The organism is Acidimangrovimonas sediminis, from assembly GCF_002871005.1.
Lineage (GTDB): Bacteria > Pseudomonadota > Alphaproteobacteria > Rhodobacterales > Rhodobacteraceae > Acidimangrovimonas > Acidimangrovimonas sediminis.
In genome coordinates this window covers 228,279-249,989 of the sequence record NZ_PHSN01000012.1, presented here as the reverse complement: position 1 = coordinate 249,989, position 21,711 = coordinate 228,279, and the positions used below count along the sequence as shown (strand labels likewise).

The window sequence follows — 21,711 nt, the reverse complement described above, 5'->3', positions numbered from 1 at the left end:
GGCCTTACCTCGTGAAGCTCTGGGCGTTGCCCGCATCGACGTTGAGGATGTTCCCCGTCGACTTGGCCGAGGTCTCGGCCGCGAAGAAATAGACCCCCTCGGCGATGTCCTCGGGCAGGACCGACCGCTTGAGGAGGGAGCGGTTGCGATACATCTCCTCCAGTCCCTCCTTGTCGGTCTTGTAGGTCGAGGCGCGCTGATCCAGCCACTCGCCCTCCCAGATCTTCGACCCGCGCAGGACGGCGTCGGGGTTCACCACGTTGACGCGGATCCCGGCCTCGGCCCCTTCCAGCGCAAGGCAGCGGGCCAGGTGGATCTCTGACGCCTTGGCCGTGCAATAGGCCGAGGCATTGGGCGAGGCCGCAAGCCCGTTCTTGGAGGCCACGAAGATCACGGATCCCCCCAGCCCCTGCTGCCGCAGCAGGCGAAACGCCGCCCGGCTGACGAGGAAATAGCCGGTCGACAGGATCTCCATGTTGCGGTTCCAGAGGTCGAGGGAAGTTTCCTCCACCGGCGCGGAAGAGGCGATGCCGGCGTTGGAGACGAGGATATCGACCCCGCCGTATTCGACCGCCATGGCGGCATAGGCCGCATCCACCGCGTCTTCGCTGGTCACGTTCATCCGTGCCGATCGCACCACGTCCTTGCCGAAGCGACCGGTCAGCGCATCCGAGGCGCGGGCCAGCCCCGCCTCGTCGATATCGGCCAGCACGACACAGGCACCTTCGCGCAGCAGGCGCTCTGCCGTGGCCATGCCGATCCCGCCCGCGCCGCCGGTGACCAGCGCGATGCGTCCGGCAAGACTTTTGGGTTTAGGCATGCGCTGCAGCTTGGCCTCCTCGAGCAGCCAGTACTCGATGTCGAAGGCCTCCTGCTCGGGCAGGCCGCAATAGGTGCTGACGGTCGAGGCGCCACGCATCACGTTGATCGCATTGACGTAGAACTCGGCCGAGATCCGCGCCGTCGCCTTGTCCTTGGCGAAGGTGACCATGCCGACGCCGGGCACGAGGTAGACCACCGCGTTCGGGTCGCGCAGCGCCGGGCTGTCCGGGTGCTTGCAGCGGTCGTAATAGGCCGCGTAGTCGGCGCGATAGGCCTCGACCTGCGGGCCGAGGCGATCCAGCGTGCCCGCGACATCAGGCTGGGCGGGATCGAAATCCACCACCAGCGGACGGATCTTGGTGCGCAGGAAATGATCGGGGCACGAGGTTCCCAGCGCGGCCAGTTCCGGCATCCGCGCCGCATTGACGAACTCCAGCACCGCGGGCTGATCGTCGAAATGCCCGACCATGTGCTGCCCGCCCGACACCATCCCGCGGATCGCGGGCATCAGGCGCGCGGCCACGGCCCGGCGCTCTGCCTCGGGCAGGCTTTCGTGCCGGGGGCCGCCGAAGATCTGCTTGCCCTCCGTCTCGGTCGCGAACCAGTCCATCGCGCGGTTGATGATGTCCAGCGTCAGGCGGTAGCAGTCGCGCGCATCGTCGGCCCAGGTGAAAAGGCCATGCGATTCCAGCACCACGCCCTTCGCCTCGGGGTTTTCCAGGCAGAACTTTTCCAGCCAGAGGCCCAGCTCGTACCCCGGCCGCTTCCACGGCAGCCAGCCGATCTCGTCGCCGAAGATCTCCTGCGTCAGTTCCTTCGAATTTGCCGAGGCGGCGATGGCGATGATCGCGTCGGGGTGCATGTGGTCGACGTGGCGTTTCGGCACATAGGCATGCAGCGGCGTGTCGATCGAGGCCGCCCGCGGGTTCAGGTTGAAGGTGCAATGCGGCAGGTAGCCCACCATCTCATCCTCGAAGGCAAGGCCGCGGTAGACACCCTTCAGCGCGCGCAGCTTGTCCATGTAGAGCGTCGCGAACCCGTCCATCCGGATCGAGCCGACATCGCCGCCCGAGCCCTTGACCCAAAGCACCTCGACCTCCTCGCCGGTCAGCGGGTCGGGCTGCATCACCTTGGCCGAGGTGTTGCCACCCCCGTAATTCGTGATCCGCTTGTCGGACCCGAGCAGGTTCGACCGGTACAGCAGCTTCTCGGGCTCGGTCATCTTGCCCGCGACCGCGTCATCCCAAAGATCCGCGAGCCGCGACTCGGCGACACTTTCCAGCATGGCATCCTCCCTTGCGCTGGCCGCGGGCAATCTGCGCCCGCCGCCTGACGTGCCGCATCCTGTCATCCTGCGGCGGATTGTCAATCATATTCACTCATAAACTGTCACTCTATGACTGCTGTGAAATATTCATGACCGTTTTTGATTGACAGTGACGATTTTCGATGAGAGCGTGCCGGCCAAGGGAGGACCAGATGCACGAGAGCGAACGTCACAGGATCATTCTGTCCGCGGTGCAGGAGCGCCCGGTCGCCACCGTGCCGGACCTCTGCGCGCTGACCGAGGCGTCGGAATCGACGATCCGCCGCGACATCGCCACACTGCACATCCAGAAGAAGCTGCGCCGGGTGCGCGGCGGGGCCGAGGCGATCGCGCCGCCGCAGTTCGGCACGCTGTCGGGCCGCCCCTTCATGGTGAACGAGACCCGCCACATCGCCGCCAAGCGCGCCATCGCCCGCGCAGCAGTCGAAATGTGCGAAGAGGGCGACCCGATCATCATCAACGGCGGCACGACGACGTTCCAGATGGTGCATCCGCTGTCGACCCGCCGCTGCCAGGTCTTCACCAACAGCTTTCCGATCGCCGAGCATTTGCTGCGAAATTCGCGCAATACCGTGCTTCTGCCCGCGGGCGCGATCTACCGCGAACAGAACATCATCCTGTCGCCCTTCGACGACGACGGCTCGTCGCATTTCTACGCCCGGAGGATGTTCATGGGCGCCCAGGGCCTTGCGCCGCTGGGGCTGATGGAGGGCGACCCGCTGCTGATCCAGGCCGAACAGAAGCTGATCGACCAGGCCGACGAGTTGGTGGTTCTGGTGGATTCGTCGAAGTTCCGCGCACGCTCCAGCCTGGTGCTCTGCCCGCTGGCGCGGATCCACACGGTGATCACCGATGATGGCATTTCCGACCGCGAGGCGCAGATGCTGGACGCCGCCGACATTCGGCTGATCACGGTCGACGCGTCCCGGGCGTCCCTGCGGGAGGCAGGCGGCGGGGAGTAGTCAAAAGACGTCAAGAACGGTCAAGGGAGGAGAGACCATGAACATCACCAGAAAGACATTCCTGAGGGGCCTGACCACCGCCACGCTGGCAGCCGGCCTGATGATGACCACCAGCGCCATGGCCCAGGCCAAGGAGATGCGCATCGCCGTCGTGGTGAAGGCGCTTGGCATCGGCTTCTTCGACGCGGTCGACAAGGGCGCCGAGAAGGCCGCGTCGGAACTGGGCGACGTCAAGATCATCTACACCGGCCCCACCAACACCACCGCCGAGGGCCAGATCCAGGTGATCAATTCGCTGATCGCGCAGCACGTGGATGCCATCGCGATCTCGGCCAACGATCAGGACGCGCTGGTGCCGGTGCTGAAGAAGGCGATGAAGCGCGGGATCACGGTCATCTCCTTCGACAGCGGCGTGGCCAAGGCGGGCCGCGAGATGCAGCTTGACGACAGCTCGACCCCGCTGATCGGCAAGACGCTGATCAAGATGGCGGCAGACAACATGCCCGACGGCGGCGAGGTGGCGGTGCTGTCGGCTTCGGCCACCGCGACGAACCAGAACGCCTGGATCGATGCGATGAAGATCGCGATGAAGGCCGACTATCCCAAGATCAAGCTGGTCTCGGTGGTCTATGGCGACGACCTTTCGGACAAGTCGTACCGGCAGGCACAGGGCCTGATCAAGAAATACCCGGATCTCAAGACCATCATCGCCCCGTCGACCGTCGCCATCTCGGCCGCGTCGCAGGCGGTCGAGGACGCCAAGATGACCGGCAAGATCAACGTCACCGGCCTTGGCCTGCCGTCGCAGATGGCCGCCCACGTGAAGACCGGCGCCTCGAAGAGCTTCGCGCTCTGGAACCCGATCGACCTTGGCTATGCGGCGACGATGGTGGCCTACAACCTTGCCGCCAAGAAGGCGAAGGCCGCGCCCGGCGCCAAGATCGGCATGGGCAAGATGGGCGACACGACGCTCAACAAGGACAACGTCGGCGTGATGGGCAAGCCCTTCGTCTTCGACGCCTCGAACGTCGACAAATACGCCAAGATGTTCTGAACGGCCCGCCGGCACGCGCCCCGCTCCCCGGCCCTCGCCGGGCCCTGCGCGCGCCGGCACCTCTCCCTTTACCGGAGGTTTCCCGACATGACCGCCCTGCCCCCGGCCACATCCCTTTCCCATGCCGAGACCGACGCGGCCAATGCCCCGCCGGTCCTCGCGCTCGACGGCATCGGCAAGAGCTTTCCGGGCGTGCGCGCCCTCGACGGTGTCGCGCTGGAGCTTTACCCCGGCGAGGTCACCGCGCTGGTGGGCGAGAACGGTGCGGGCAAGTCGACCATCGTCAAGATCCTGACCGGCATCTACCAGCCCGACGGCGGCACGATCCGCCTTGACGGGCAGGAGGTGCGCTTTCCCTCGGCCGCCGATGCCGCCCGCGCGGGCGTGACCGCGATCCATCAGGAAACCGTGCTGTTCGATGAGCTTACGGTAGCCGAGAACATCTTTCTGGGCCATGCGCCGCGCGGGCCCCTCGGGCTGATTGACTGGCGGAAGATGCGGCAGGAGGCCGGCGCCATCCTCACCCGGATCGGCGCCAGCCTCGACCCGGGCGCGAAACTGTCCGACCTCGGGATCGCGTCGAAGCACCTCGTGGCCATCGCCCGTGCGCTTTCCATCGACGCCCGCGTGGTGATCATGGACGAACCCACCGCCGCGCTCAGCCACAAGGAGATCCACGAGCTTTACGCCCTCGTCGATCGACTGAAGGCCGAGGGCAAGGCGATCTTGTTCATCAGCCACAAGTTCGACGAGATCTTCCGGATTGCCGACCGCTGGACGGTGTTCCGAGACGGCCGCCATGTCGGCAGCGGCCGCATGCGCGACGTGACCGAGGCGCAGCTGGTGCAGATGATGGTGGGCCGCGCCGTCGACCAGATCTTTCCCGAACGCACCCCCGCCCCCGGCCCCCGGGTGATGCAGGTCGAAGGGCTGAGCCATCCGACCGAATTCGACGATGTCACCTTCGATCTGCACGAGGGCGAGATCCTCGGCTTCTACGGCCTCGTGGGCGCCGGCCGGTCGGAGCTGATGCAATGCCTCTTCGGCATCTCGCGCCCCTCGGCCGGGGCCTGCCGGATCGGCGAGGTGGACCTGGCGGCCCGCGGCGCCGCGGGCGCAATCGGCCAGGCCATCGGGCAGGGCATCGTCTACGTCCCCGAGGACCGCGGCAAGCAGGGCGCGATCAAGGGGTTGCCGATCTTCCAGAACGTCACCCTGCCCTCGCTGGGCCGCACCTCGCGCAGCGGGTTCCTGCGGCTGGCCGAGGAATTCGCGCTGGCCCGCACCTATTGCGAACGCCTCGATCTGCGCGCGGCCAGCCTCGACCAGGACATCGCGAACCTGTCGGGCGGCAACCAGCAGAAGGTGGTGATCGCCAAGTGGCTGGCGACGAAACCGCGGGTGATCATCCTCGACGAACCCACCAAGGGCATCGACATCGGATCGAAGGCGGCGGTGCATGCCTTCATGGCGGAACTGGCGGCCGAGGGCCTCGCCGTGATCATGGTCAGTTCCGAGATCCCCGAGATCATGGGCATGTCCGACCGCGCCATCGTGATGCGCGAGGGGCGCATCGCCGCCCGCCTCGACCGGGCGGAGATGAGCCCCGAGGTGCTGGTGCGGGCCGCCGCCGGGATCGCGGCGGACGCCAAGGCAGCCCCCCTTGCCACGGAGGAACCGGCATGAGCCGCCACCTGAAATCGCGCGAGGCGCTTCTGCTTCTGGCCATCGTGGTGATGACCGGCGCCATCGCGCTGCGCTTTCCCGCCTTCATCGCGCCGTTGAACCTGATCGGCACCTTCACCGACACCTCGCCGCTGATCATCCTCGCGCTTGGCGAGATGGTGGTGATCCTGTGCCGCTGCATCGACCTGTCGGTCGCGGCGAACCTCGCGCTGGCCGGGATGATCGCGGCGATGCTCGACGTGGCGGGCGTGCCCCTGCCGCTGATCATCCTGGCCGCCGTCGCCGCGGGCGCGCTGGTCGGCGCGATCAACGGCGTGCTGGTGTGGAAGCTGGATATTCCTCCCATCGTCGTGACGCTGGGCACCATGACCATCGCCCGCGGCATGATCTTCGTCCTCTCGGGAGGCAAGTGGATCAACGACCAGGCGCTGAGCGGGGCCTTCAAGGGCTTTCCGCGCGCCGTTGTCCTCGGCCTGCCGGTGCTGGCCTGGATCGCCATCGCGGTGGTTCTGGTCTTCGTGGTGCTGATCCGGGCCACGCCGCTGGGCCGGGCCTTCTTTGCCGTCGGCGGCAACCCCAATGCCGCAGTCTATACCGGCATCGACGTGGGCCGCACCCAGTTCTGGGCCTTCACACTGTCGGGCGCGCTGGCGGGGTTGGCGGGCTACCTCTGGATCTCGCGCTATGCTGTCGCCTATGTCGACATCGCCAACGGGTTCGAGCTTGATGTCGTGGCGGCCTGCGTGATCGGCGGCATCTCCATCGCGGGCGGGGCGGGGTCGGTCGCGGGCGCGTTTCTCGGCGCGCTGTTCCTCGGGATCACCAAGAACGCGCTGCCGGTGATCGGGGTCTCGCCCTTCTGGCAGATGGCGATCTCGGGCGCCGCGATCCTTGCCGCTGTGGCGATCAACGCGCGCGAAAGCCGCCGGCCCGGCCGCATCATCCTGAAATCCGTCGAACAGACCGCGCTGGAGGCCCGGACATGAGCGATGCCACCCTCTCTTCTCCCTCCACGACCGCCACGCCCCGCAACATTCCCGACCGCCTGCACCGTCGCGGCGCGCGGGCGCTGAAGAGCTGGGAATTCCTGCTGGCCCTCGTGGCGGTGGCGATCTTCGTCATCAACTGCTTCGCCTCGCCCTATTTCCTCGACCCCTGGAACCTGTCGGACGCCACCTTCAACTTCACCGAACTCGGCTTCATCGCCTTCCCCATGGCAATGCTGATCATCGCCGGAGAGATCGACCTTTCGGTCGCCTCGATCATCGCCATCACCTCGACGCTGATGGGGGCGGCGGCGGCGGCAGGCGCCGGCGTGGGCCTGCTGGTGGCGATCGGGCTGGGCACCGGGCTGATCTGCGGCGCCTTCAACGCGCTGATGGTGACGGGCTTCGGCCTGCCCTCCATCGTGGTGACCATCGGCACGATGAGCCTCTACCGCGGCTTCAGCTACATCATCCTCGGCTCGAACGCCTATACCGACTATCCGGCGGGGCTGGCCTATTTCGGGCAGGGCTACGTCTTCTGGGTGTTCTCGTTCGAGCTGGTGCTGTTCGTGGCCCTCGCCATCGCCTTCGCGATCCTCCTGCACGCCACCCGCTTCGGCCGCGCGGTCTATGCCATCGGCAACAACCCCGTGGGCGCGCGGTTCTCGGGCATCCGGACCGGGCGGATCAAGGCGATCCTCTTCCTGCTGACCGGGCTCCTGTCCGGGGTGGCCGCGATCTGCCTGACCTCGCGGCTGGGCTCCACCCGCCCCTCGATCGCCTTCGGGTGGGAGTTGCAGGTCGTCACCATGACGGTGCTGGGCGGCGTCAGCATCCTCGGCGGGTCCGGCTCCATTCTCGGCGTCGTGCTGGCGGCGCTGGTGATCGGCCTCGTCACCTTCGGCTTCGGCCTGCTGAACGTGCCCGGCATCGTGATGTCGATCTTCATAGGCCTGCTGCTGATCGGGGTGATCGCCCTGCCCCGCCTCTATGCCCGGTTGAAGCCGCGGGTTGCCGCGCGGAGGGGGTGATGGAAAAGATCGCCTTCAGGATGCGCCTCAACCCCGGGATGGAGGCAGAATATCGCCGCCGCCACGACGAGATCTGGCCGGAGCTGGTCACCCTTCTGCGTGGCGCCGGGATCCGTGACTACTCGATCCACCTCGATGCGGAAACGCGGATCCTCTTCGCCGTGCTCTGGCGCGAGGATGGCCACGGAATGGACAGCCTGCCCGACCAGCCGGTGATGCGCCGGTGGTGGGCGCACATGGCCGACATCATGGAAACAGGCCCCGACGGCGCGCCGGTCTCGGCCCCGCTCGAGACGATGTTCCACCTCGCATGAGCGCCACCCCGAAACGCCCGAACACAGGTCGCCTCGCCGCAAGTCGCCCCGCCGCAAATCGCCATGTGGCGGTGATCGACATCGGCAAGACCAATGCCAAGCTTGCGCTGGTCGACCTGTCGACACTGACCGAGATTGCGGTGATGACCCGCCCGAACCCGGTGCTGCCGGGCCCGCCCTACCCGCATTACGACGTCGAGGGGCACTGGGCCTTCCTCCTCGGCGCGCTGGCGTCGATGCAGCGCGACCACGGGATCGACGCGATCTCCGTCACCACGCACGGCGCCTCTGCGGCACTGATCGACGCGGAGGGCGGGCTTGCCGCCCCGGTGCTGGATTACGAACACGACGGGCCCGACGCGATGACGGGCACCTATGACGCCCTGCGCCCGGGATTTGGCGCGACGGGCTCGCCCCGGCTGCCGCGGGGCCTGAACCTCGGGGCGCAGATCCACTGGCTGATGGCGCGGGATCCGGGGCTTGCGGCGCGCACCGCACGGATCGTGACCTACCCGCAATACTGGGGCTTCCGGCTGACCGGGGTGGCGGCGAGCGACGTCACCTCGCTCGGCTGTCACACCGACCTTTGGCTGCCGCGCGAAGGACGGGTGTCGGAACTGCCCGCGCGGCTGGGGATCGCGGACAAGCTTGCGCCGCCGCGCCGCCCCTCCGAGGTGCTGGGGCCGTTGCGGTCCGACGTGGCCGCGCGCACGGGCCTTGCCCCCGGCACCCCCGTACATTGCGGCATCCACGATTCCAACGCGTCGCTCCTGCCCTACCTGCAGGACCATGCCGCCCCCTTCGCCGTGGTCTCGACCGGCACGTGGGTCGTTGCCATGGCCGTGGGCGGCGCGCCGGTGACGCTGGACGAGGGGCGCGATACGCTGATCAACGTCAACGGCCTTGGCGCCCCCGTGCCCTCGGCGCGCTTCATGGGCGGGCGGGAATACGAGATGCTGGGCGCCCCGGACGGGGCCACGCCCGCGGGCATCGCCGGGGCGCTGGCCCGTGAGGCGATGCTTCTTCCCGCAGTGGTGCCCGAAAGCGGCCCGTTTCCCGGCCGGCGGATGCGATGGTCGGTGCCCGAGGCGGGGCTGGACCCGGCGACCCGGGCGGCGGCGGTCGCCTTCTACCTTGCGCTGATGACAGCCGAATGCCTGGGGCTTGCCGGGGCCGCGGGGCCGGTGATCGTCGAGGGGCCCTTTGCCGCGAACCTGCCCTACCTGAGAATGCTGGGCGCCGCGACCGGGCGGCCGATCCTGCGCTCCGCCTCGCGCACCGGCACCTCGGCGGGGGCGGCGCTGCTGGCCGCACGCCCGGGCGACGCGACGGCCCGCCCCGACCTTCGGCCGGTCGGCGACACCGACGACCCCGCGCTGCGCAGCTACGCACGCCGCTGGCGGCAGGCGCTGTAACCGTCGGCCCGGGCACTCTGCACGGCGCGCAGGTTCCCGCCGCGCCGTCAGACGTGAAGCGCCCACTTCACGCGGTCCGCCCGCCGCTGGAGGAAGGCCCCGCCCTCTCTGCCAGCTACTGCGCGGGCCATGCGCAGGCCCATCCCTCAGCCACCTCTCGACGACGTGAGAGAAGGTGCCGGAACCGGTGCGCCCTGCCCGCGGGTTTCCCCCTTGCGGATTCCCGCCGACGCGACCCGATTGGAGGAGAGACCGGATGACCGAAAGCATGACAGGGCCCAGGACCTCGGCACGGGCCGGAACCGGGGCGGCACCGGGGGCGGCGACGCTGATCGCCGTCGCGGCGCTGGTGGCACTGGTAATCACCGCCTGGCGCTACTTCACGCCGCTGTCGGGCGTCACCGGCACCGCCGGCGCGCTTTTGACCATGGTGGGTGACGTGGCGCTACTGATCGGGGGGATCGTCCTCGCCCTGCTGCCGGGTGGCGGCTGGCGGGTGCTGTTCCTCGTGCTGGCCTGGATCGGCGGGCTTCTGACCCTTCTCGCGACCGTCCTGCTGCATGGCTGGTCCAGTGCCGCCGCCCTCGTCGTCCTGCTTCTCGCCCTGCTGATCGCGACCTTCGTGAAGGGCCCCGCGAAAGGAACCCACCCATGAGCGCCCGCCCCCTGCCCCGCCTCGCCGCCCGTGCCGTTCCGCTGCTGATCGGTGCGCTCAGCCTCCAGCCGGCGATCGGCCAGACGGCGCCGTCTGCCGCACCAGCTGGCGCACCATCGACCGCACCGGCCGACACCTCGGCCACCGCACCCTCGGGCACCCAGGCCACGCAAAGCCAAGCCCCTGACAACCAGAGCCCCGACAATCAGACCGTCGACAATCAGATCGCCGACAACCAGGCCGGCGGCGCCCTCGTCCCGCCCGCGGCCGACGGCGTGCCGCTGGTCCCCAAGGGGGCGGAGTGGAACACGTTCAACGGCCAGCTCGACGCGCAGAAATATTCGCCGCTGACCCAGATCACGCCGCAGAACGTCGGCAAGCTGAAGCTGGCGTGGCAATATCACACCGGCGACATGTCCACCGGCAGCGGCAAGGTGCCTGCCTCGGTCTGGTCGGCGACGCCGGTCCTTGCCAACGACACGCTCTACCTCGGCACGCCGTTCTACCGGATCATCGCGCTCAACCCCGGCACCGGCAAGGTGAAGTGGACCTATGACCCCCATGCCGAGCTGAAGGCCCTGACGCAGCCCGACATGAAGAACCGCGGCGTGGCCTACTGGCAGGCGCAGGACCCGAAACCGGGGGAGAGCTGCCAGAAGATCGTCTACATCGGCACCATGGCGGCCAAGCTGCACGCGGTCGACGCCGACACCGGCAAGCCCTGCGAGGGGTTCGCCGACAAGGGAACGCTCGACGTCAACCGCTGGAACACCGTGAATGGCAAGTGGCCGCTGTCGCTGCTGCAGCCGCCGACCGTGTGGCACGATGAACTGGTCTTCGGCTGGGCCGGCAAGGACTGGGCCGACGAGGAGGCGCCCCCCGGGTCGATCTTCGCGGTCAATGCCCGGACCGGCAAGCTTGACTGGCAGCTGAACTTCATTCCCACCGACATCCGCAAGCAGACCGGCACGGCGAACGTCTGGGCCTCCATGTCGATCGACCGCCAGCGCGGGATCCTCTACGTGCCCGTGTCCTCGCCCTCGCCGAACTTCTGGGGCGGCAACCGCACGCAGAAGATCCCCCAGGGCACCTCGGTCACCGCGATCGACATGAAAACCGGCAAGGTGATCTGGTCGCGCCAGCTTGTCCATCACGACATCTGGGACTACGACACCAACGCGGCGCCCACGCTGATGGACATCGACGTCGACGGAAAGACCATCCCCGCGCTGGCGCAGACCACCAAGATGGGCTTCATCTTCGTGCTGAACCGCCTGACCGGGAAACCGGTCTGGCCGATCAGGGAGGTCAAGGTTCCCACCTCGACCGACGCGAAGGGCGAGCAACCCTCGCCCACCCAGCCCGAACCGACGCTGCCGAAGCCGCTTCTGAACACCCACAAGCACCCCGGTGTCTGGGGCCTGGCCGATGCCGCCTCGTTCGGGCAATGCAGCAAGATGTTCAAGAACGCCACCTATGACGGCATGTTCACCCCGCCCACGACCAAGGGCACCGGGGCGATCGCCTATCCCGGGTCGGTCGGCGGCGTGGAATGGGGCGGCGGCGCCTACGATCCGAAATCGGAAACCTTCGTCGTGAACTCGTCACGCGTGGTGATGACCTACAAGCTCATCCCCAAGGCCGATTTCGCCAAGTACAAGAACAATCCCGACTTCTATCCCCAGAAGGGCGCGCCCTACGGGATCCTGATCAAGACCGCGCTGAACGATCTTGGCATGCCCTGCTGGAAACCGCCCTTCGGCAAGCTGACCGCGATCGACATGAAGACCGGCAAGGAGCTCTGGCAGCGGCCCTTCGGCGACGTCCAGAAATGGGGCTTCTACATGCCGAAATCCTGGGGGTCGCCGACCATCGGGTCGCCGGCGGTGACGGCAAGTGGCGTCGTCTTCATCGGCGCGACGATGGATCAGAAGGTGCGTGCCATCGACATGAAGTCGGGCAAGGTGCTGTGGTCGTCGAAGGTGATGGCGCCCGATGTCTCGGTCCCCGCGATCTACGAATACAAGGGGCGCGAATACGTGGCCTTCGCGGCGGGCGGGAACTCCATCCTGAAGAAGACCGTGGGCGACCAGCTTGCCGTCTACGCCCTGCCCAAGGGCGCGGCCTCGGGCGGCTGACGCCCCGGCCCATCCCGGAGGGGGCCGCCCGGAAACGCGGGCGGACCCCGCCTGCCCATCCCCGCCCCTCGTCTGCGGCACCTCGTCTGCGGCCCTTCGGTCGGCCCCTCGGACGTCAAGTCACAACCGGGGCGTTACCTTGTTCCCGATCAAGGTGCCCGGCCCTTCCCCCGTCTAGACTGCGGTCCGTGGAGGGATCGCCATGACGGGAAAGGTCGTCTTCCGTGCGGAAGAGGTGACGAAGACCTATCAGACCGGCGCGGCCCCGGTGCGGGCGCTGCGCGGGGTCAGCCTCGAGCTTTACGAGGGCGAACTGGTGGTGCTGCTCGGCGCCTCCGGCTCGGGCAAGTCGACGCTGCTCAACATCCTCGGCGCGCTCGACAGCCCGACCTCGGGGCGGGTGACATTCCGCGAGCATGAGCTGACCGGCATGGACGATGACGCGCTGACCGCGTTCCGGCGCGATCACGTGGGGTTCGTCTTCCAGTTCTACAACCTCGTCCCCAGCCTTACCGCGCGCGAGAACGTGGCGCTGGTGACCGAGATCGCGCGCAACCCCATGCGCCCCGAAGAAGCGCTGGATCGGGTCGGCCTCGGCGCCCGCCTCGACCACTTCCCGGCCGAGCTGTCGGGGGGCGAACAGCAGCGCGTGGCGATCGCCCGGGCGATTGCCAAGCGGCCCGAGGTCCTGCTGTGCGACGAACCGACCGGCGCGCTCGACAGCCAGACCGGGGTGACGGTGCTCGAGGCGCTCTACGAGGTGAACCGCGATCTGGGCACGGTGACCGCGCTGATCACCCACAACGCGGCGATCCGGCAGATGGCGCACCGGGTGATACGGGTCGCCGACGGCCGGATCGTCGCGATCGAGGAAAATCCCGCGCCCCTGCCGCCCACCGGAATTGTCTGGTGATGCGCGCGCTCGACCGCAAGCTCCTGCGCGATCTTCGCAGGCTCTGGGCGCAGAGCCTCGCAATCGCGCTGGTGCTGGGGTGCGGCGTGATGGTGCTTGTCCTCGCCACCGCGACCGAGCGGTCGCTGACCCTCACCCGCGATACCTATTACGACCGCGCCCGCTTTGCCGAGGTCTTCGCCACCGCGACCCGCGCCCCGCGCAGCCTGCTGCCCGAGATCGCGCGCATCCCCGGCGTGGCGCAGGTCGAGGCGCGGGTGGCGATGGACGTGGTGCTGGACATGCCCGGCCTCGCCCGCCCGGCACAGGCGCGCGTGCTGTCGCTGCCCGAGGATGGCGCGCCGGTGCTGAACCGCCCGACCCTGCGGCAGGGCCGGATGCCCACGCCCGGCAGCACCGACGACGTCGCGATCTCCGAGAACTTCGGCCTGGCGAACGGACTGCACCCGGGCGACAGCTTTTCCGCCATCCTGAACGGCCAGAAGCGGCAGCTTCGGGTCACCGGCCTCATGCTCTCGCCCGAGTTCATCTACCTGATCGGGCCGGGGATGCTGATGCCCGACGACCGGCACTACGGCATCATCTGGATGAACGAGGCCCCGGCCGCCGCCGCCGCCGGCCTGACCGGCGCGTTCGACGACGTATCGCTGCGGCTGACACGCGGCGCCTCCGAACCCGCCGTCATCGCCGCGCTCGACCGGCTGCTGGCGCCCTATGGCGGCACCGGGGCCCATGGCCGCGACCGGCAGGTGTCCGACATGTTCCTGCGGTCGGAAATGGACGGGCTCAACGCGATGGCGCTGATCCTGCCGCCGATCTTTCTGATCGTCTCGGCCTTCCTCGTGAACATGGTGCTGAGCCGGCTGATCGGGCTGGAACGCCCGATCGTCGGCCTGCTCAAGGCGATGGGATATTCCGGGCGGGAGATCGCGTGGCATTACCTCAAGCTGTCGATCGGGATCGGCGTGCTGGGGGTGCTGATCGGCTGGATCGCGGGGTGGTGGCTGGGGGCCGGGCTGACCCGGCTTTACACCGAATTCTACCGCTTTCCCTACCTGATCTACGCCCCCGGCAGTACCAGTTTCGCCATCTCGGGGCTGATGGGGATGGCCACCGTGGTGCTGGGCGCGCTGCGCGCCGTCCGGGCCAGCGCCCGGCTGCACCCGGCGGTGGCGATGTCGCCCCCGGCGCCGCCGCTCTTTCGCCGCGGGCTGCTGGACCGGGTGGCGCAGATGCTGCGGCTGCGCCAGACGACGATGATGATCCTGCGCTCGATCACCCGCTGGCCTCGCCGCGCGGCGGTGACGTCGCTGGGGGTGGCGGCGGCGATTTCGGTGCTGGTCGCGTGCTTCTTCACCTTCGATTCCATCGCCGCCGTGATCGACGAGGCCTTTACCCGCACGAACCGCCAGAACGTCACCCTGCAGCTGACCCATGACGCACCCACCTCGGTGATCGAGGCCGCCGCGCACCTGCCCGGCGTGATGCGGGTCGAGGGGGCCTACAGCCTTCCCGTGCGCCTGATCCACGGTCCGCAGAGCGAGCTGACCTCGGTCGAGGCGCGGGGCGCGGACGACATGCTGACGCGGGTTCTGGATGCCTCGGGCGGCGCGGCACCGCTTCCGCCCGAGGGGATCGTCCTGCCCGAGAGCCTGGCGGCCAAGCTGGACGTCCGGGCCGGGGACAGCCTGCGCATGGCCCTGCTCGTGCCCCCGCGCGAGACGCTGGAGATCCGGGTCAGCGCGCTGATGCGCCAGAGCCTGGGCGAGACGGCCCACCTGTCGGCCCCGGCGCTGTTTCGGCTGATGCGTGTGGCGCCGCAGGTGAACCGGCTGAACCTCCTGGTCGACACCCCCGCCCTTCCCGCCCTCTATGCCGCGGTCAAGGACGCGCCGGCGATCGAAGGGGCGCAGTTCTGGGCCGACATCCGGCAGAAGTTCGACGAGACGCTGAACCGCAACCTGACCACCTCGGTCACCGTCTACGCGATCCTCGGCATCCTGATCACCGTGGGGGTGATCTACAACGCCGCAAGGATCCAGCTTTCGGAACGATCCTACGAACTGGCCAGCCTGCGCGTCCTCGGGTTCACCCGGGCCGAGGTCGGATACGTGCTGGTCGGGGAACTGATGCTGCTTACCCTGCTGGCGATCCCGCCGGGCCTTCTGGGGGGCTATGCCTTCTCGGCGTTGGTGGCGCAGGGGTTCACCACCGACATCGTCCGCATTCCGCTGGTGATCAGCCGCCGCACCTATGCCCTGGCCGCCCTTATCGCCGTGGCGGCCGCGCTGGCCGCCGCCCTCATGGTTCGCCGCCGGCTCGACCGGGTCAGCCTTGCCACCGCTCTGAAGAAGAGGGACTGAGATGAAATCCCGCCGCCTCCTCTCCGTACTCGCCGCGCTCGCGCTGCTTGCCGCCGCCCTTGGCTGGGCGTTCTGGCCGACCCCCGTGCAGGTCGACCTTGCCGCCGTCACGAGGGGCCCGATGGAGGTGACCGTCGCGGCCGAGGGCACGACCCAGATCCGCCAGCACTACGACGTCTCCGCCCCGGTCGCGGGGACGCTGGCGCGCGCCCCGGTCGACGTGGGCGACCGGGTGACGAAGGACGAGACGCTGGTCGCCGTGATCCACCCGTCGGAACCCGCCTTTCTTGACGCGCGGGCACGGGCGCAGGCGCTGGCCGCGGTCGACGAGGCGCGGGCCGGGCTGGCGCTGGCGCGGGCTCGGCTGGCCGAAGCCGGGACCAACCGCGCCCATGCCGAGACGGAATTCGCCCGCGCCCAGGCGCTGGCCGCGCGCGGCACGATCCCGCGCCAGATGCTCGAGGATGCCGAGGCAGCGCTGATGTCGGCCCGGGCTGCGGGCGATGCGGCCAGCTCGGCGGTGGATCAGCAACAGGCCAGCCTGTCGCGCGCCGAGGCCCTGCTGCTTTCCCCCGGCGGAACCGGCGCGGCCAGCGGCTGCTGTGTCGAGATTCGTGCCCCCGCCAGCGGCACGGTGCTGACGCTTGCGAATTCCAGCGCCCGGCCGGTGCAGCCTGGCGAGACGCTGATGACGATCGGCGACCCCGCGGATCTGGAGATCGAGGTCGACCTTCTGTCCTCGGACGCGGTGCAGGTCGCCGTGGGGGCGCTGGCCCATGTCACCCGCTGGGGCGGGACCGACGCGCTGACCGCGCGGGTCCGGCGGATCGACCCGACCGCCTTCACCAAGGTCTCGGCGCTGGGGATCGAGGAACAGCGCGTGCACCTCCGCCTCGACCTCGTCACCCCGCGGAAGGACCGCGCCGGCCTTGGCGATGCCTACCGCGTTTACGTCCGGGTGGTGCTGTGGGCGGGCACGAATGTGCTGCAGGTGCCGATCGGGGCGCTGTTCCGATCAGGCGAAGGCTGGGCGGTGTTCCGCGCACAGCGCGGACGCGCGGTCCTGACACCCGTCACCCTCGGGCATCAGACCGAGACCGCGGCCCAGGTGCTGGCCGGGCTCGCCGAGGGCGACAGCGTCGTCGCCTTCCCCGGCGCCGCGTTGTCCGACGGCAGCCGCATCGTCCGCCGCACCACCGAATAGATGCGCGCGGTGGAGGGCCCCGACGCGCGCTATACCCGCAGGGCCGTGTGTCTCGACACGGCGACCGGCTAACGGATCCGACGGCACATGCGCCCGGCGAACGGCCGAGCCTACCCGACCGCGTTGCCGCCACGGGTGACCGCCTGCCGATCCCCGGCACCGGCGTGGGCGGGCCCACGTCATGCCCCGCCCCGCGGCCGGTCGGCCCGGGCGAACGCGCACGGGACGCGGGCCCGTCAACGCCCCTCAGCGCAGGCGGGTGCACCGCCAGACGCCCTGCGCGTTTCGCGTCAGGCGCCAGCGGCGGGCCTCGACCGTGGTGCCTTTCGCGGTCTGGTAGCGGGGCACGGACAGCACGATATCGTCGCCCTCCGTCCGCCAGTCGCCGATCAGCGTGATGCCGTCGCCGAATTCGACCAGCGCCCCGGGCGGAGCGGCACCGTCCTCCTCGACGCCGACCTGGCCGCGCGGGAAGGCGTGACTGTGAGGGAAGGTGAAACGCATCGGTCCCTCCATGGTCGGGCGGCCGCCGCGCCGCAGGTCAGGAGAGGCCCCCCCTGCCCCCCGGCTTCGCGCCGAGCTGCATGCGCGAAAGGATGGCGTCGGCCTCGCCCAGCACGGCGTCGAAATCCTCCATCGCACGGTCCATCGCCGCCTGCGCCTCTTCGCGGGCGACGCGCCGCTCGTCAGGGGTGCGGGGCAAGGCGCCGGGCCGGCGGCCGGCCTCGGACGGGGTGGCCGGGGACGGGCCCGCACGAACCGGACCCGACGCGCCGCGCCGCCCCCCGATCGACATCCGCTCCGCCATCATCGGTGTCGCCCAGATCCGGGCCGAACGCCGCCCGGTGATGTTGCGCAACAGGTCCAGCGCCTCGGCCTCGGCAATCAGGTTGAGCGCGGTGCGGCGCGTTACCGACAGGTCCTCGGCGATGATCGCCGAGGTCAGGACCGGGCGGCGGTGGATCAGCTCCACCAGTTGGGGAAAGTGCGACTGGCCGGGGCGGCTGTCGGCATGGTCGCGCGCGCGCCGCTCCCAGTGGCGCAGCCGGGCGAAGGCGCCGATCTCCGCCTCCAGATGCTCCGCCAGCCGTTCCAGCACCTGCGCCAGCCCCGCGAACGAGGCCGGCGACCAGAGACCGAAACCCGACCGGGTCAGCGCGGTGGCCGGCAGGCTGACCCAACTTGCCTCGATCTTGCCGGAGAGAAGCGCGAGATCGTCGTCGCGCGCGGTTCTGCCAGACCGCAACCGGGTGCGGCGCAGCGCCCCCTCGATCGCCATGAAGATCAGTCGTTCCGCCACCGGGTTCAGGCGATCGGTCAGCACGCCGTAGCGCGCGGCCCCCCGCAGCGCCCCCAGGATCGGCGTGGGCCCCTGCCCGGCCGCCGCGATCTCCTGCGCCTCTTCCTCGGTGACCGAGGCGCTCTCGAACACGAAATCACCGGCCGTCTCGCGCCACTCCGCGATCCCGGTCGCCCCCTCGATCCGGCGGATCGCGACGAAGGGGTCGTCGAAGAAGTCCCGCGGCACCCGCAGCACCCGCAGGATGCCGGCGGCGACCTCGGCCCCCCGGGCATCGACGTCATTGGTGAAATCGTCGGCGATGCGGCGCAGCAGGTCGGATTCCGAGACCCGGACATCCTCCATCCCGACCGAGCGCACCGCCTCGACCGCCGCGGCCTCGTTGCGCCAGAGATTGCCGAGGCCCGGCTCCGCCGCACAGGCGGCCTCGAGCCGGGCGGCGGCCACCTCGGCACGAAGCACCGCCGCGATCAGCACCGACGAGGAGGGGGACGCGGTGGTGCTCATCGTCCGGGTGGGCGGGATCTGGGCGCGCGGGGCAGGCCGGGGGAAAGGGTCATGGCATCATCCATCGTGAGGCCGAGTCTAGTCGGAGGCGCCGCGCTTGCCGAGCGCTTTCTGATCCGGCGGAAGGGGACGCGGGCGCGCCCCGCCCCCCGCGCCCTCATCCCCCAGCGAGAAGCCCCTCGCACCAGGCGGCCACCGCCTTGATCCGGCCGAGATGGGCAAGGTCCTGATGCGTCAGCAGCCAAACCTCGCGGCCCGGCGTCGGAGCCGTGCCCTCGGGCAGCCGGACAAGATCCGCCAGCCCGTCCCCGACCGCGACGGGCAGCAGGCTGCGCCCAAGCCCGGCCCGGACCGCCGCAAGCAAGCCGTCGGCATCGTTCAGCGCGATGTTGGCCGCCGCGCCCCCTGGGCGTGCCGGCCCGGCCAGCCAGGCGGCCTGCGGCAGGTCGGCCATCTGCGGCTCGTAGGTGATCCAGGGCAGCGTCTCCGGCGCGGCCACTTCGCGTGCCGCGTAGACACCGTAGCGCAACGCACCAAGGCGCCGGGCCAGCAGGCGGCTTCCCGTGGCGGCATCGGGCCGCGCCAGCCGGATCGCCATGTCGGCATCGCGCCGCGTCAGGTTGAGATCGCGGGTGTCAGCAACGATTTCAAGCCTCAGCCGCGGATGCTGCGCCAGGAACGGCGCCGCCCCCGGCACGAGCAGATGGTTGACGACGATCGGCACTGCCGTCAGGCGCACCGTCCCCGCCGCCTCGGCCGCCGTCTCGCCGATCCGGGCCTTCAGATCGCCGATCGTGGTCTCTACCTGCTCCGACCGCGCGCAGACCAGGGCGCCCGCCTCGGTCGGGACAAGGTTGCCCCGGGCATCGCGCGAGAACAGGGGAACGGACAGGGCCGCCTCCAGCTGCGTGATCCGGCGGCCTACCGTGGTCGGGTCGACCCGCAGCGCGCGCGCCGCCGCGGCATGAGAACCACCCCGTGCCACCGCGATGACAAACCGCAGATCATTCCAGTCGAGACCGTGCATTTGTGCATGTCCAATGGGCCAAAACACCGCTATCCAAGCATGAATGCCCGCCTATAGAAAGCCCGGACCACCCGAGAGGAGGCGAAAATGCACGATACCGGCCCGCCGGGTCCCATGCACCACCCTGCTGGCCCGACACCCCCGGGCGCCCGAGGATGCTGAGCGCGCTGTCGGGCGGCCTTGGCCCCGCGCAGCTTGGCTTCGTCCTGGCGGTCGCGGCCATCGCGGGGCTGTCGCGCGGGTTTTCCGGCTTCGGGGCCGCGCTGATCTTCATGCCGCTGGCAAGCGCAATCGTCGGACCGAAGGTCGCGGCACCGCTCCTGCTGATCGTCGACGCGGTGGCCGCGCTGTCGCTGTTGCCGGATGCCTGGCGCAGGGCCGACAAGGCGCGGGTCTTCGTCATGGCGGGCGGCGCGGCGATCGGCGTTCCCCTCGGCACCGCCGCGCTGATCTGGCTGGACCGCACGACCATGCGGTGGCTGATCTCGGGGGTGACCTGCGCGCTGCTTGCGCTGCTGATCTCGGGCTGGCGCTACCACGGACGGCCACGCCCCTGGGCGACGGTGCTGGTGGGCACGGCGTCGGGTCTGTTCTCGGGCGCGGCGGGGGCGGGCGGCCCGCCGGTCATCGCCTACTGGCTGGGCAGCCCCGAACCGCGCGCCGCGATCCGGGCGAACATCGTCGCCTACTTTGCCGTCTCCACCGTGCTCTCGATCATCAGCTACAGCCTGGGCGGGCTGTTCACCTGGCATGTGCTGGCGCTCTGCCTGCCGGTCGGGCTGGCTTATGCGCTGGGGCTGCAGCTTGGCGCGCGGCTGTTCCGGCTGGCCGGCGATGCGGGCTTTCGCTGGGTGTCCTACGCGCTGATCGCCGGGGCCGGCATCGGCAGCCTGCCGCTGTTCGACCACCTGCTGAGATGAGCAGGATCCGGATCGGCAACGTGGAGGACCCGGCCCTCCACGCGCACATCCCCGCGGGGAAGGCCGGGAAATAGGGGCTGGACCGTCGTCGGTTTTGCAGCAAACTGTTTCACGGACGAAAATTTGGGAGGCGGCGATGAGCGATCTGACCCTGTCGCAGCGCATGCTGGAGATCTACGACGACCTCACCCGGGGCGAGCGCCGCATCGCCGACCTGCTGCTGGCCGACCCGGATATCGTCGTGCTCAAGTCCGCGACCGAGCTTTCCGAAATGGCGGGTATCTCCAAGGCGACCACGGCGCGGTTCTTCCAGCGGTTGGGCTACGCCAGCTTCAAGGCCGCCCAGAAGGTCGCCAAGACCGGCAAGGTGGTGCCCGGCGGGGTGGTGCTGCCCGCGGCGCTCCGGGAACGCAAGCTTGGGCGCGGCAAGCTGGCCGATCACCTTGCCAATGACGTGCAGAACCTCGTCCGCTCGATCGAGGCGCTGCGGTCGGACGAGATAGAGCAGGCGATCCAGTCGCTGGCCCGGGCCGACAAGCTCTGGGTCGTGGGGTTCGGTGACAATTACCCGCTGGCGCATTTCGCCCGGGCCCTGCTGATCCGCATCAAGGCCGACATAAGGATGATCCCGATCGGCGGCTTCTCGGTGCCCGAGGAATTCGCCTCGATCCGGTCGAGCGACGCGATGATCGCGCTGGGGATCGGCCGCAAGACCCGCAGCCTGCGTTCGATCATGCGCTCCGCGGTGGCCGCGGGGGCGCAGGTCGTCTACGTCACCGACCAGGCCAGCCGCAGCGGCCTCGACACCGCGCAGGTGACGCTGCGCTGTCGGACCAAGGGTGTCTCGGTCTATGAATCGGTGGCCGCGCCGGTCTCGCTGATCACCTATCTCTGCTCGGCGGTGGCGGTCCGAATCGGGCAATCCGCGATCGAACGGATCGAGTTCATCGAGAACATCCACTCCGAATGGGGCGATATCGTCCCGGGAGACCTCTGAGCCGTCCGTTTCTGTCGATTGACCGGGCTCAGGCGGGGCATCCGTTTCATGAATGAAATTAATTCTTGCGGATCTGAAACCAAATTGACT

General features: G+C 69.2%; 18 protein-coding genes. 14 read left to right on the top strand and 4 right to left on the bottom strand.

Annotation, left to right across the window (positions count from 1 at the left end):
• Positions 1–4: 4 nt before the first annotated feature.
• Positions 5–2,107, bottom strand: coding sequence for a bifunctional rhamnulose-1-phosphate aldolase/short-chain dehydrogenase (locus tag CVV76_RS12215; protein WP_102224923.1), 2,103 nt, complete (start codon positions 2,105–2,107; stop codon positions 5–7).
• A gap of 194 nt (positions 2,108–2,301) precedes the next feature.
• Here CVV76_RS12215 and CVV76_RS12210 point away from each other — a divergent pair, with 194 nt between their 5' ends.
• The 12 genes from CVV76_RS12210 (at position 2,302) to CVV76_RS12155 (ending at position 16,870) form a co-directional block, all read left to right on the top strand.
• Positions 2,302–3,111 (top strand): DeoR/GlpR family DNA-binding transcription regulator, encoded by an 810-nt coding sequence (locus tag CVV76_RS12210; RefSeq protein ID WP_102224922.1) that lies wholly within the window; start codon positions 2,302–2,304, stop codon positions 3,109–3,111.
• Between the two features lie 37 nt (positions 3,112–3,148).
• Positions 3,149–4,165: a rhamnose ABC transporter substrate-binding protein gene (gene rhaS, locus CVV76_RS12205; protein WP_102224921.1), complete on the top strand. Its 1,017-nt coding sequence runs from the start codon at positions 3,149–3,151 to the stop codon at positions 4,163–4,165.
• 87 nt (positions 4,166–4,252) lie between these two features.
• Positions 4,253–5,851 carry a sugar ABC transporter ATP-binding protein gene (locus tag CVV76_RS12200; RefSeq protein ID WP_102224920.1) on the top strand — a complete coding sequence of 533 codons (1,599 nt, stop codon included), beginning with the start codon at positions 4,253–4,255 and terminating at the stop codon, positions 5,849–5,851.
• Positions 5,848–6,837: an ABC transporter permease gene (locus tag CVV76_RS12195; RefSeq protein WP_102224919.1), complete on the top strand. Its 990-nt coding sequence runs from the start codon at positions 5,848–5,850 to the stop codon at positions 6,835–6,837. Before CVV76_RS12200 ends, CVV76_RS12195 begins: the two co-directional genes overlap by 4 nt.
• Positions 6,834–7,868 carry an ABC transporter permease gene (locus CVV76_RS12190; RefSeq protein WP_102224918.1) on the top strand — a complete coding sequence of 345 codons (1,035 nt, stop codon included), beginning with the start codon at positions 6,834–6,836 and terminating at the stop codon, positions 7,866–7,868. The genes CVV76_RS12195 and CVV76_RS12190 overlap by 4 nt, the downstream gene beginning before the upstream one ends.
• The gene (locus CVV76_RS12185; protein ID WP_102224917.1) at positions 7,868–8,182 is read left to right on the top strand and encodes an L-rhamnose mutarotase; all 315 of its coding nucleotides are present in this window, start codon (positions 7,868–7,870) and stop codon (positions 8,180–8,182) included. The genes CVV76_RS12190 and CVV76_RS12185 overlap by 1 nt, the downstream gene beginning before the upstream one ends.
• A complete protein-coding gene (locus tag CVV76_RS12180; RefSeq protein ID WP_102224916.1) occupies positions 8,179–9,597 on the top strand; it encodes an FGGY-family carbohydrate kinase in 1,419 nt (472 codons plus the stop codon). The genes CVV76_RS12185 and CVV76_RS12180 overlap by 4 nt, the downstream gene beginning before the upstream one ends.
• A 256-nt stretch (positions 9,598–9,853) precedes the next feature.
• Positions 9,854–10,252, top strand: a complete 399-nt coding sequence (locus CVV76_RS12175) for a hypothetical protein (protein ID WP_199178587.1) — start codon at positions 9,854–9,856, stop codon at positions 10,250–10,252.
• Positions 10,249–12,390 (top strand): pyrroloquinoline quinone-dependent dehydrogenase, encoded by a 2,142-nt coding sequence (locus CVV76_RS12170; RefSeq protein WP_102224915.1) that lies wholly within the window; start codon positions 10,249–10,251, stop codon positions 12,388–12,390. The genes CVV76_RS12175 and CVV76_RS12170 overlap by 4 nt, the downstream gene beginning before the upstream one ends.
• 202 nt (positions 12,391–12,592) lie before the next feature.
• Positions 12,593–13,303, top strand: a complete 711-nt coding sequence (locus tag CVV76_RS12165) for an ABC transporter ATP-binding protein (RefSeq protein WP_102224914.1) — start codon at positions 12,593–12,595, stop codon at positions 13,301–13,303.
• Positions 13,303–15,666 carry an ABC transporter permease gene (locus CVV76_RS12160; RefSeq protein ID WP_102224913.1) on the top strand — a complete coding sequence of 788 codons (2,364 nt, stop codon included), beginning with the start codon at positions 13,303–13,305 and terminating at the stop codon, positions 15,664–15,666. The genes CVV76_RS12165 and CVV76_RS12160 overlap by 1 nt, the downstream gene beginning before the upstream one ends.
• Position 15,667: 1 nt before the next feature.
• Positions 15,668–16,870: an efflux RND transporter periplasmic adaptor subunit gene (locus CVV76_RS12155; RefSeq protein ID WP_102224912.1), complete on the top strand. Its 1,203-nt coding sequence runs from the start codon at positions 15,668–15,670 to the stop codon at positions 16,868–16,870.
• A 246-nt stretch (positions 16,871–17,116) separates the two neighbouring features.
• Here the strand turns inward: CVV76_RS12155 and CVV76_RS12150 are convergent, their stop codons facing one another.
• The 3 genes from CVV76_RS12150 to CVV76_RS12140 all read right to left on the bottom strand — a co-directional run bounded on the left by CVV76_RS12150 (position 17,117) and on the right by CVV76_RS12140 (position 19,704).
• Positions 17,117–17,374, bottom strand: a complete 258-nt coding sequence (locus tag CVV76_RS12150; RefSeq protein ID WP_102224911.1) for a hypothetical protein — start codon at positions 17,372–17,374, stop codon at positions 17,117–17,119.
• Between the two features lie 37 nt (positions 17,375–17,411).
• Complete coding sequence (locus CVV76_RS12145; RefSeq protein ID WP_102224910.1) at positions 17,412–18,677, bottom strand: helix-turn-helix domain-containing protein; 1,266 nt, start codon at positions 18,675–18,677, stop codon at positions 17,412–17,414.
• Positions 18,678–18,834: 157 nt separating this feature from the next.
• Positions 18,835–19,704 (bottom strand): LysR family transcriptional regulator, encoded by an 870-nt coding sequence (locus tag CVV76_RS12140; protein WP_102224909.1) that lies wholly within the window; start codon positions 19,702–19,704, stop codon positions 18,835–18,837.
• A gap of 155 nt (positions 19,705–19,859) precedes the next feature.
• Between CVV76_RS12140 and CVV76_RS12135 the strand changes: the two genes are divergently transcribed.
• Positions 19,860–20,624 (top strand): sulfite exporter TauE/SafE family protein, encoded by a 765-nt coding sequence (locus CVV76_RS12135; RefSeq protein WP_102224908.1) that lies wholly within the window; start codon positions 19,860–19,862, stop codon positions 20,622–20,624.
• Positions 20,625–20,760: 136 nt separating this feature from the next.
• Positions 20,761–21,621: a MurR/RpiR family transcriptional regulator gene (locus CVV76_RS12130; RefSeq protein ID WP_102224907.1), complete on the top strand. Its 861-nt coding sequence runs from the start codon at positions 20,761–20,763 to the stop codon at positions 21,619–21,621.
• The last annotated feature ends 90 nt before the right edge of the window (positions 21,622–21,711 follow it).

Excerpts from the sequence above, each read along its gene's own strand:
- CVV76_RS12130 (WP_102224907.1), top strand. The coding sequence starts at position 20,761 with ATGAGCGATCTGACCCTGTCGCAGCGCATGCTGGAGATCTACGACGAC.
- CVV76_RS12195 (WP_102224919.1), top strand. The coding sequence starts at position 5,848 with ATGAGCCGCCACCTGAAATCGCGCGAGGCGCTTCTGCTTCTGGCCATC.
- CVV76_RS12190 (WP_102224918.1), top strand. The coding sequence starts at position 6,834 with ATGAGCGATGCCACCCTCTCTTCTCCCTCCACGACCGCCACGCCCCGC.
- CVV76_RS12215 (WP_102224923.1), bottom strand. The coding sequence starts at position 2,107 with ATGCTGGAAAGTGTCGCCGAGTCGCGGCTCGCGGATCTTTGGGATGAC.
- CVV76_RS12140 (WP_102224909.1), bottom strand. The coding sequence starts at position 19,704 with ATGCACGGTCTCGACTGGAATGATCTGCGGTTTGTCATCGCGGTGGCA.
- CVV76_RS12170 (WP_102224915.1), top strand. The coding sequence starts at position 10,249 with ATGAGCGCCCGCCCCCTGCCCCGCCTCGCCGCCCGTGCCGTTCCGCTG.
- CVV76_RS12145 (WP_102224910.1), bottom strand. The coding sequence starts at position 18,677 with ATGAGCACCACCGCGTCCCCCTCCTCGTCGGTGCTGATCGCGGCGGTG.
- CVV76_RS12200 (WP_102224920.1), top strand. The coding sequence starts at position 4,253 with ATGACCGCCCTGCCCCCGGCCACATCCCTTTCCCATGCCGAGACCGAC.
- CVV76_RS12185 (WP_102224917.1), top strand. The coding sequence starts at position 7,868 with ATGGAAAAGATCGCCTTCAGGATGCGCCTCAACCCCGGGATGGAGGCA.
- CVV76_RS12155 (WP_102224912.1), top strand. The coding sequence starts at position 15,668 with ATGAAATCCCGCCGCCTCCTCTCCGTACTCGCCGCGCTCGCGCTGCTT.
- CVV76_RS12160 (WP_102224913.1), top strand. The coding sequence starts at position 13,303 with ATGCGCGCGCTCGACCGCAAGCTCCTGCGCGATCTTCGCAGGCTCTGG.
- CVV76_RS12135 (WP_102224908.1), top strand. The coding sequence starts at position 19,860 with ATGCTGAGCGCGCTGTCGGGCGGCCTTGGCCCCGCGCAGCTTGGCTTC.
- CVV76_RS12180 (WP_102224916.1), top strand. The coding sequence starts at position 8,179 with ATGAGCGCCACCCCGAAACGCCCGAACACAGGTCGCCTCGCCGCAAGT.
- rhaS (WP_102224921.1), top strand. The coding sequence starts at position 3,149 with ATGAACATCACCAGAAAGACATTCCTGAGGGGCCTGACCACCGCCACG.
- CVV76_RS12210 (WP_102224922.1), top strand. The coding sequence starts at position 2,302 with ATGCACGAGAGCGAACGTCACAGGATCATTCTGTCCGCGGTGCAGGAG.
- CVV76_RS12150 (WP_102224911.1), bottom strand. The coding sequence starts at position 17,374 with ATGCGTTTCACCTTCCCTCACAGTCACGCCTTCCCGCGCGGCCAGGTC.
- CVV76_RS12165 (WP_102224914.1), top strand. The coding sequence starts at position 12,593 with ATGACGGGAAAGGTCGTCTTCCGTGCGGAAGAGGTGACGAAGACCTAT.
- CVV76_RS12175 (WP_199178587.1), top strand. The coding sequence starts at position 9,854 with ATGACCGAAAGCATGACAGGGCCCAGGACCTCGGCACGGGCCGGAACC.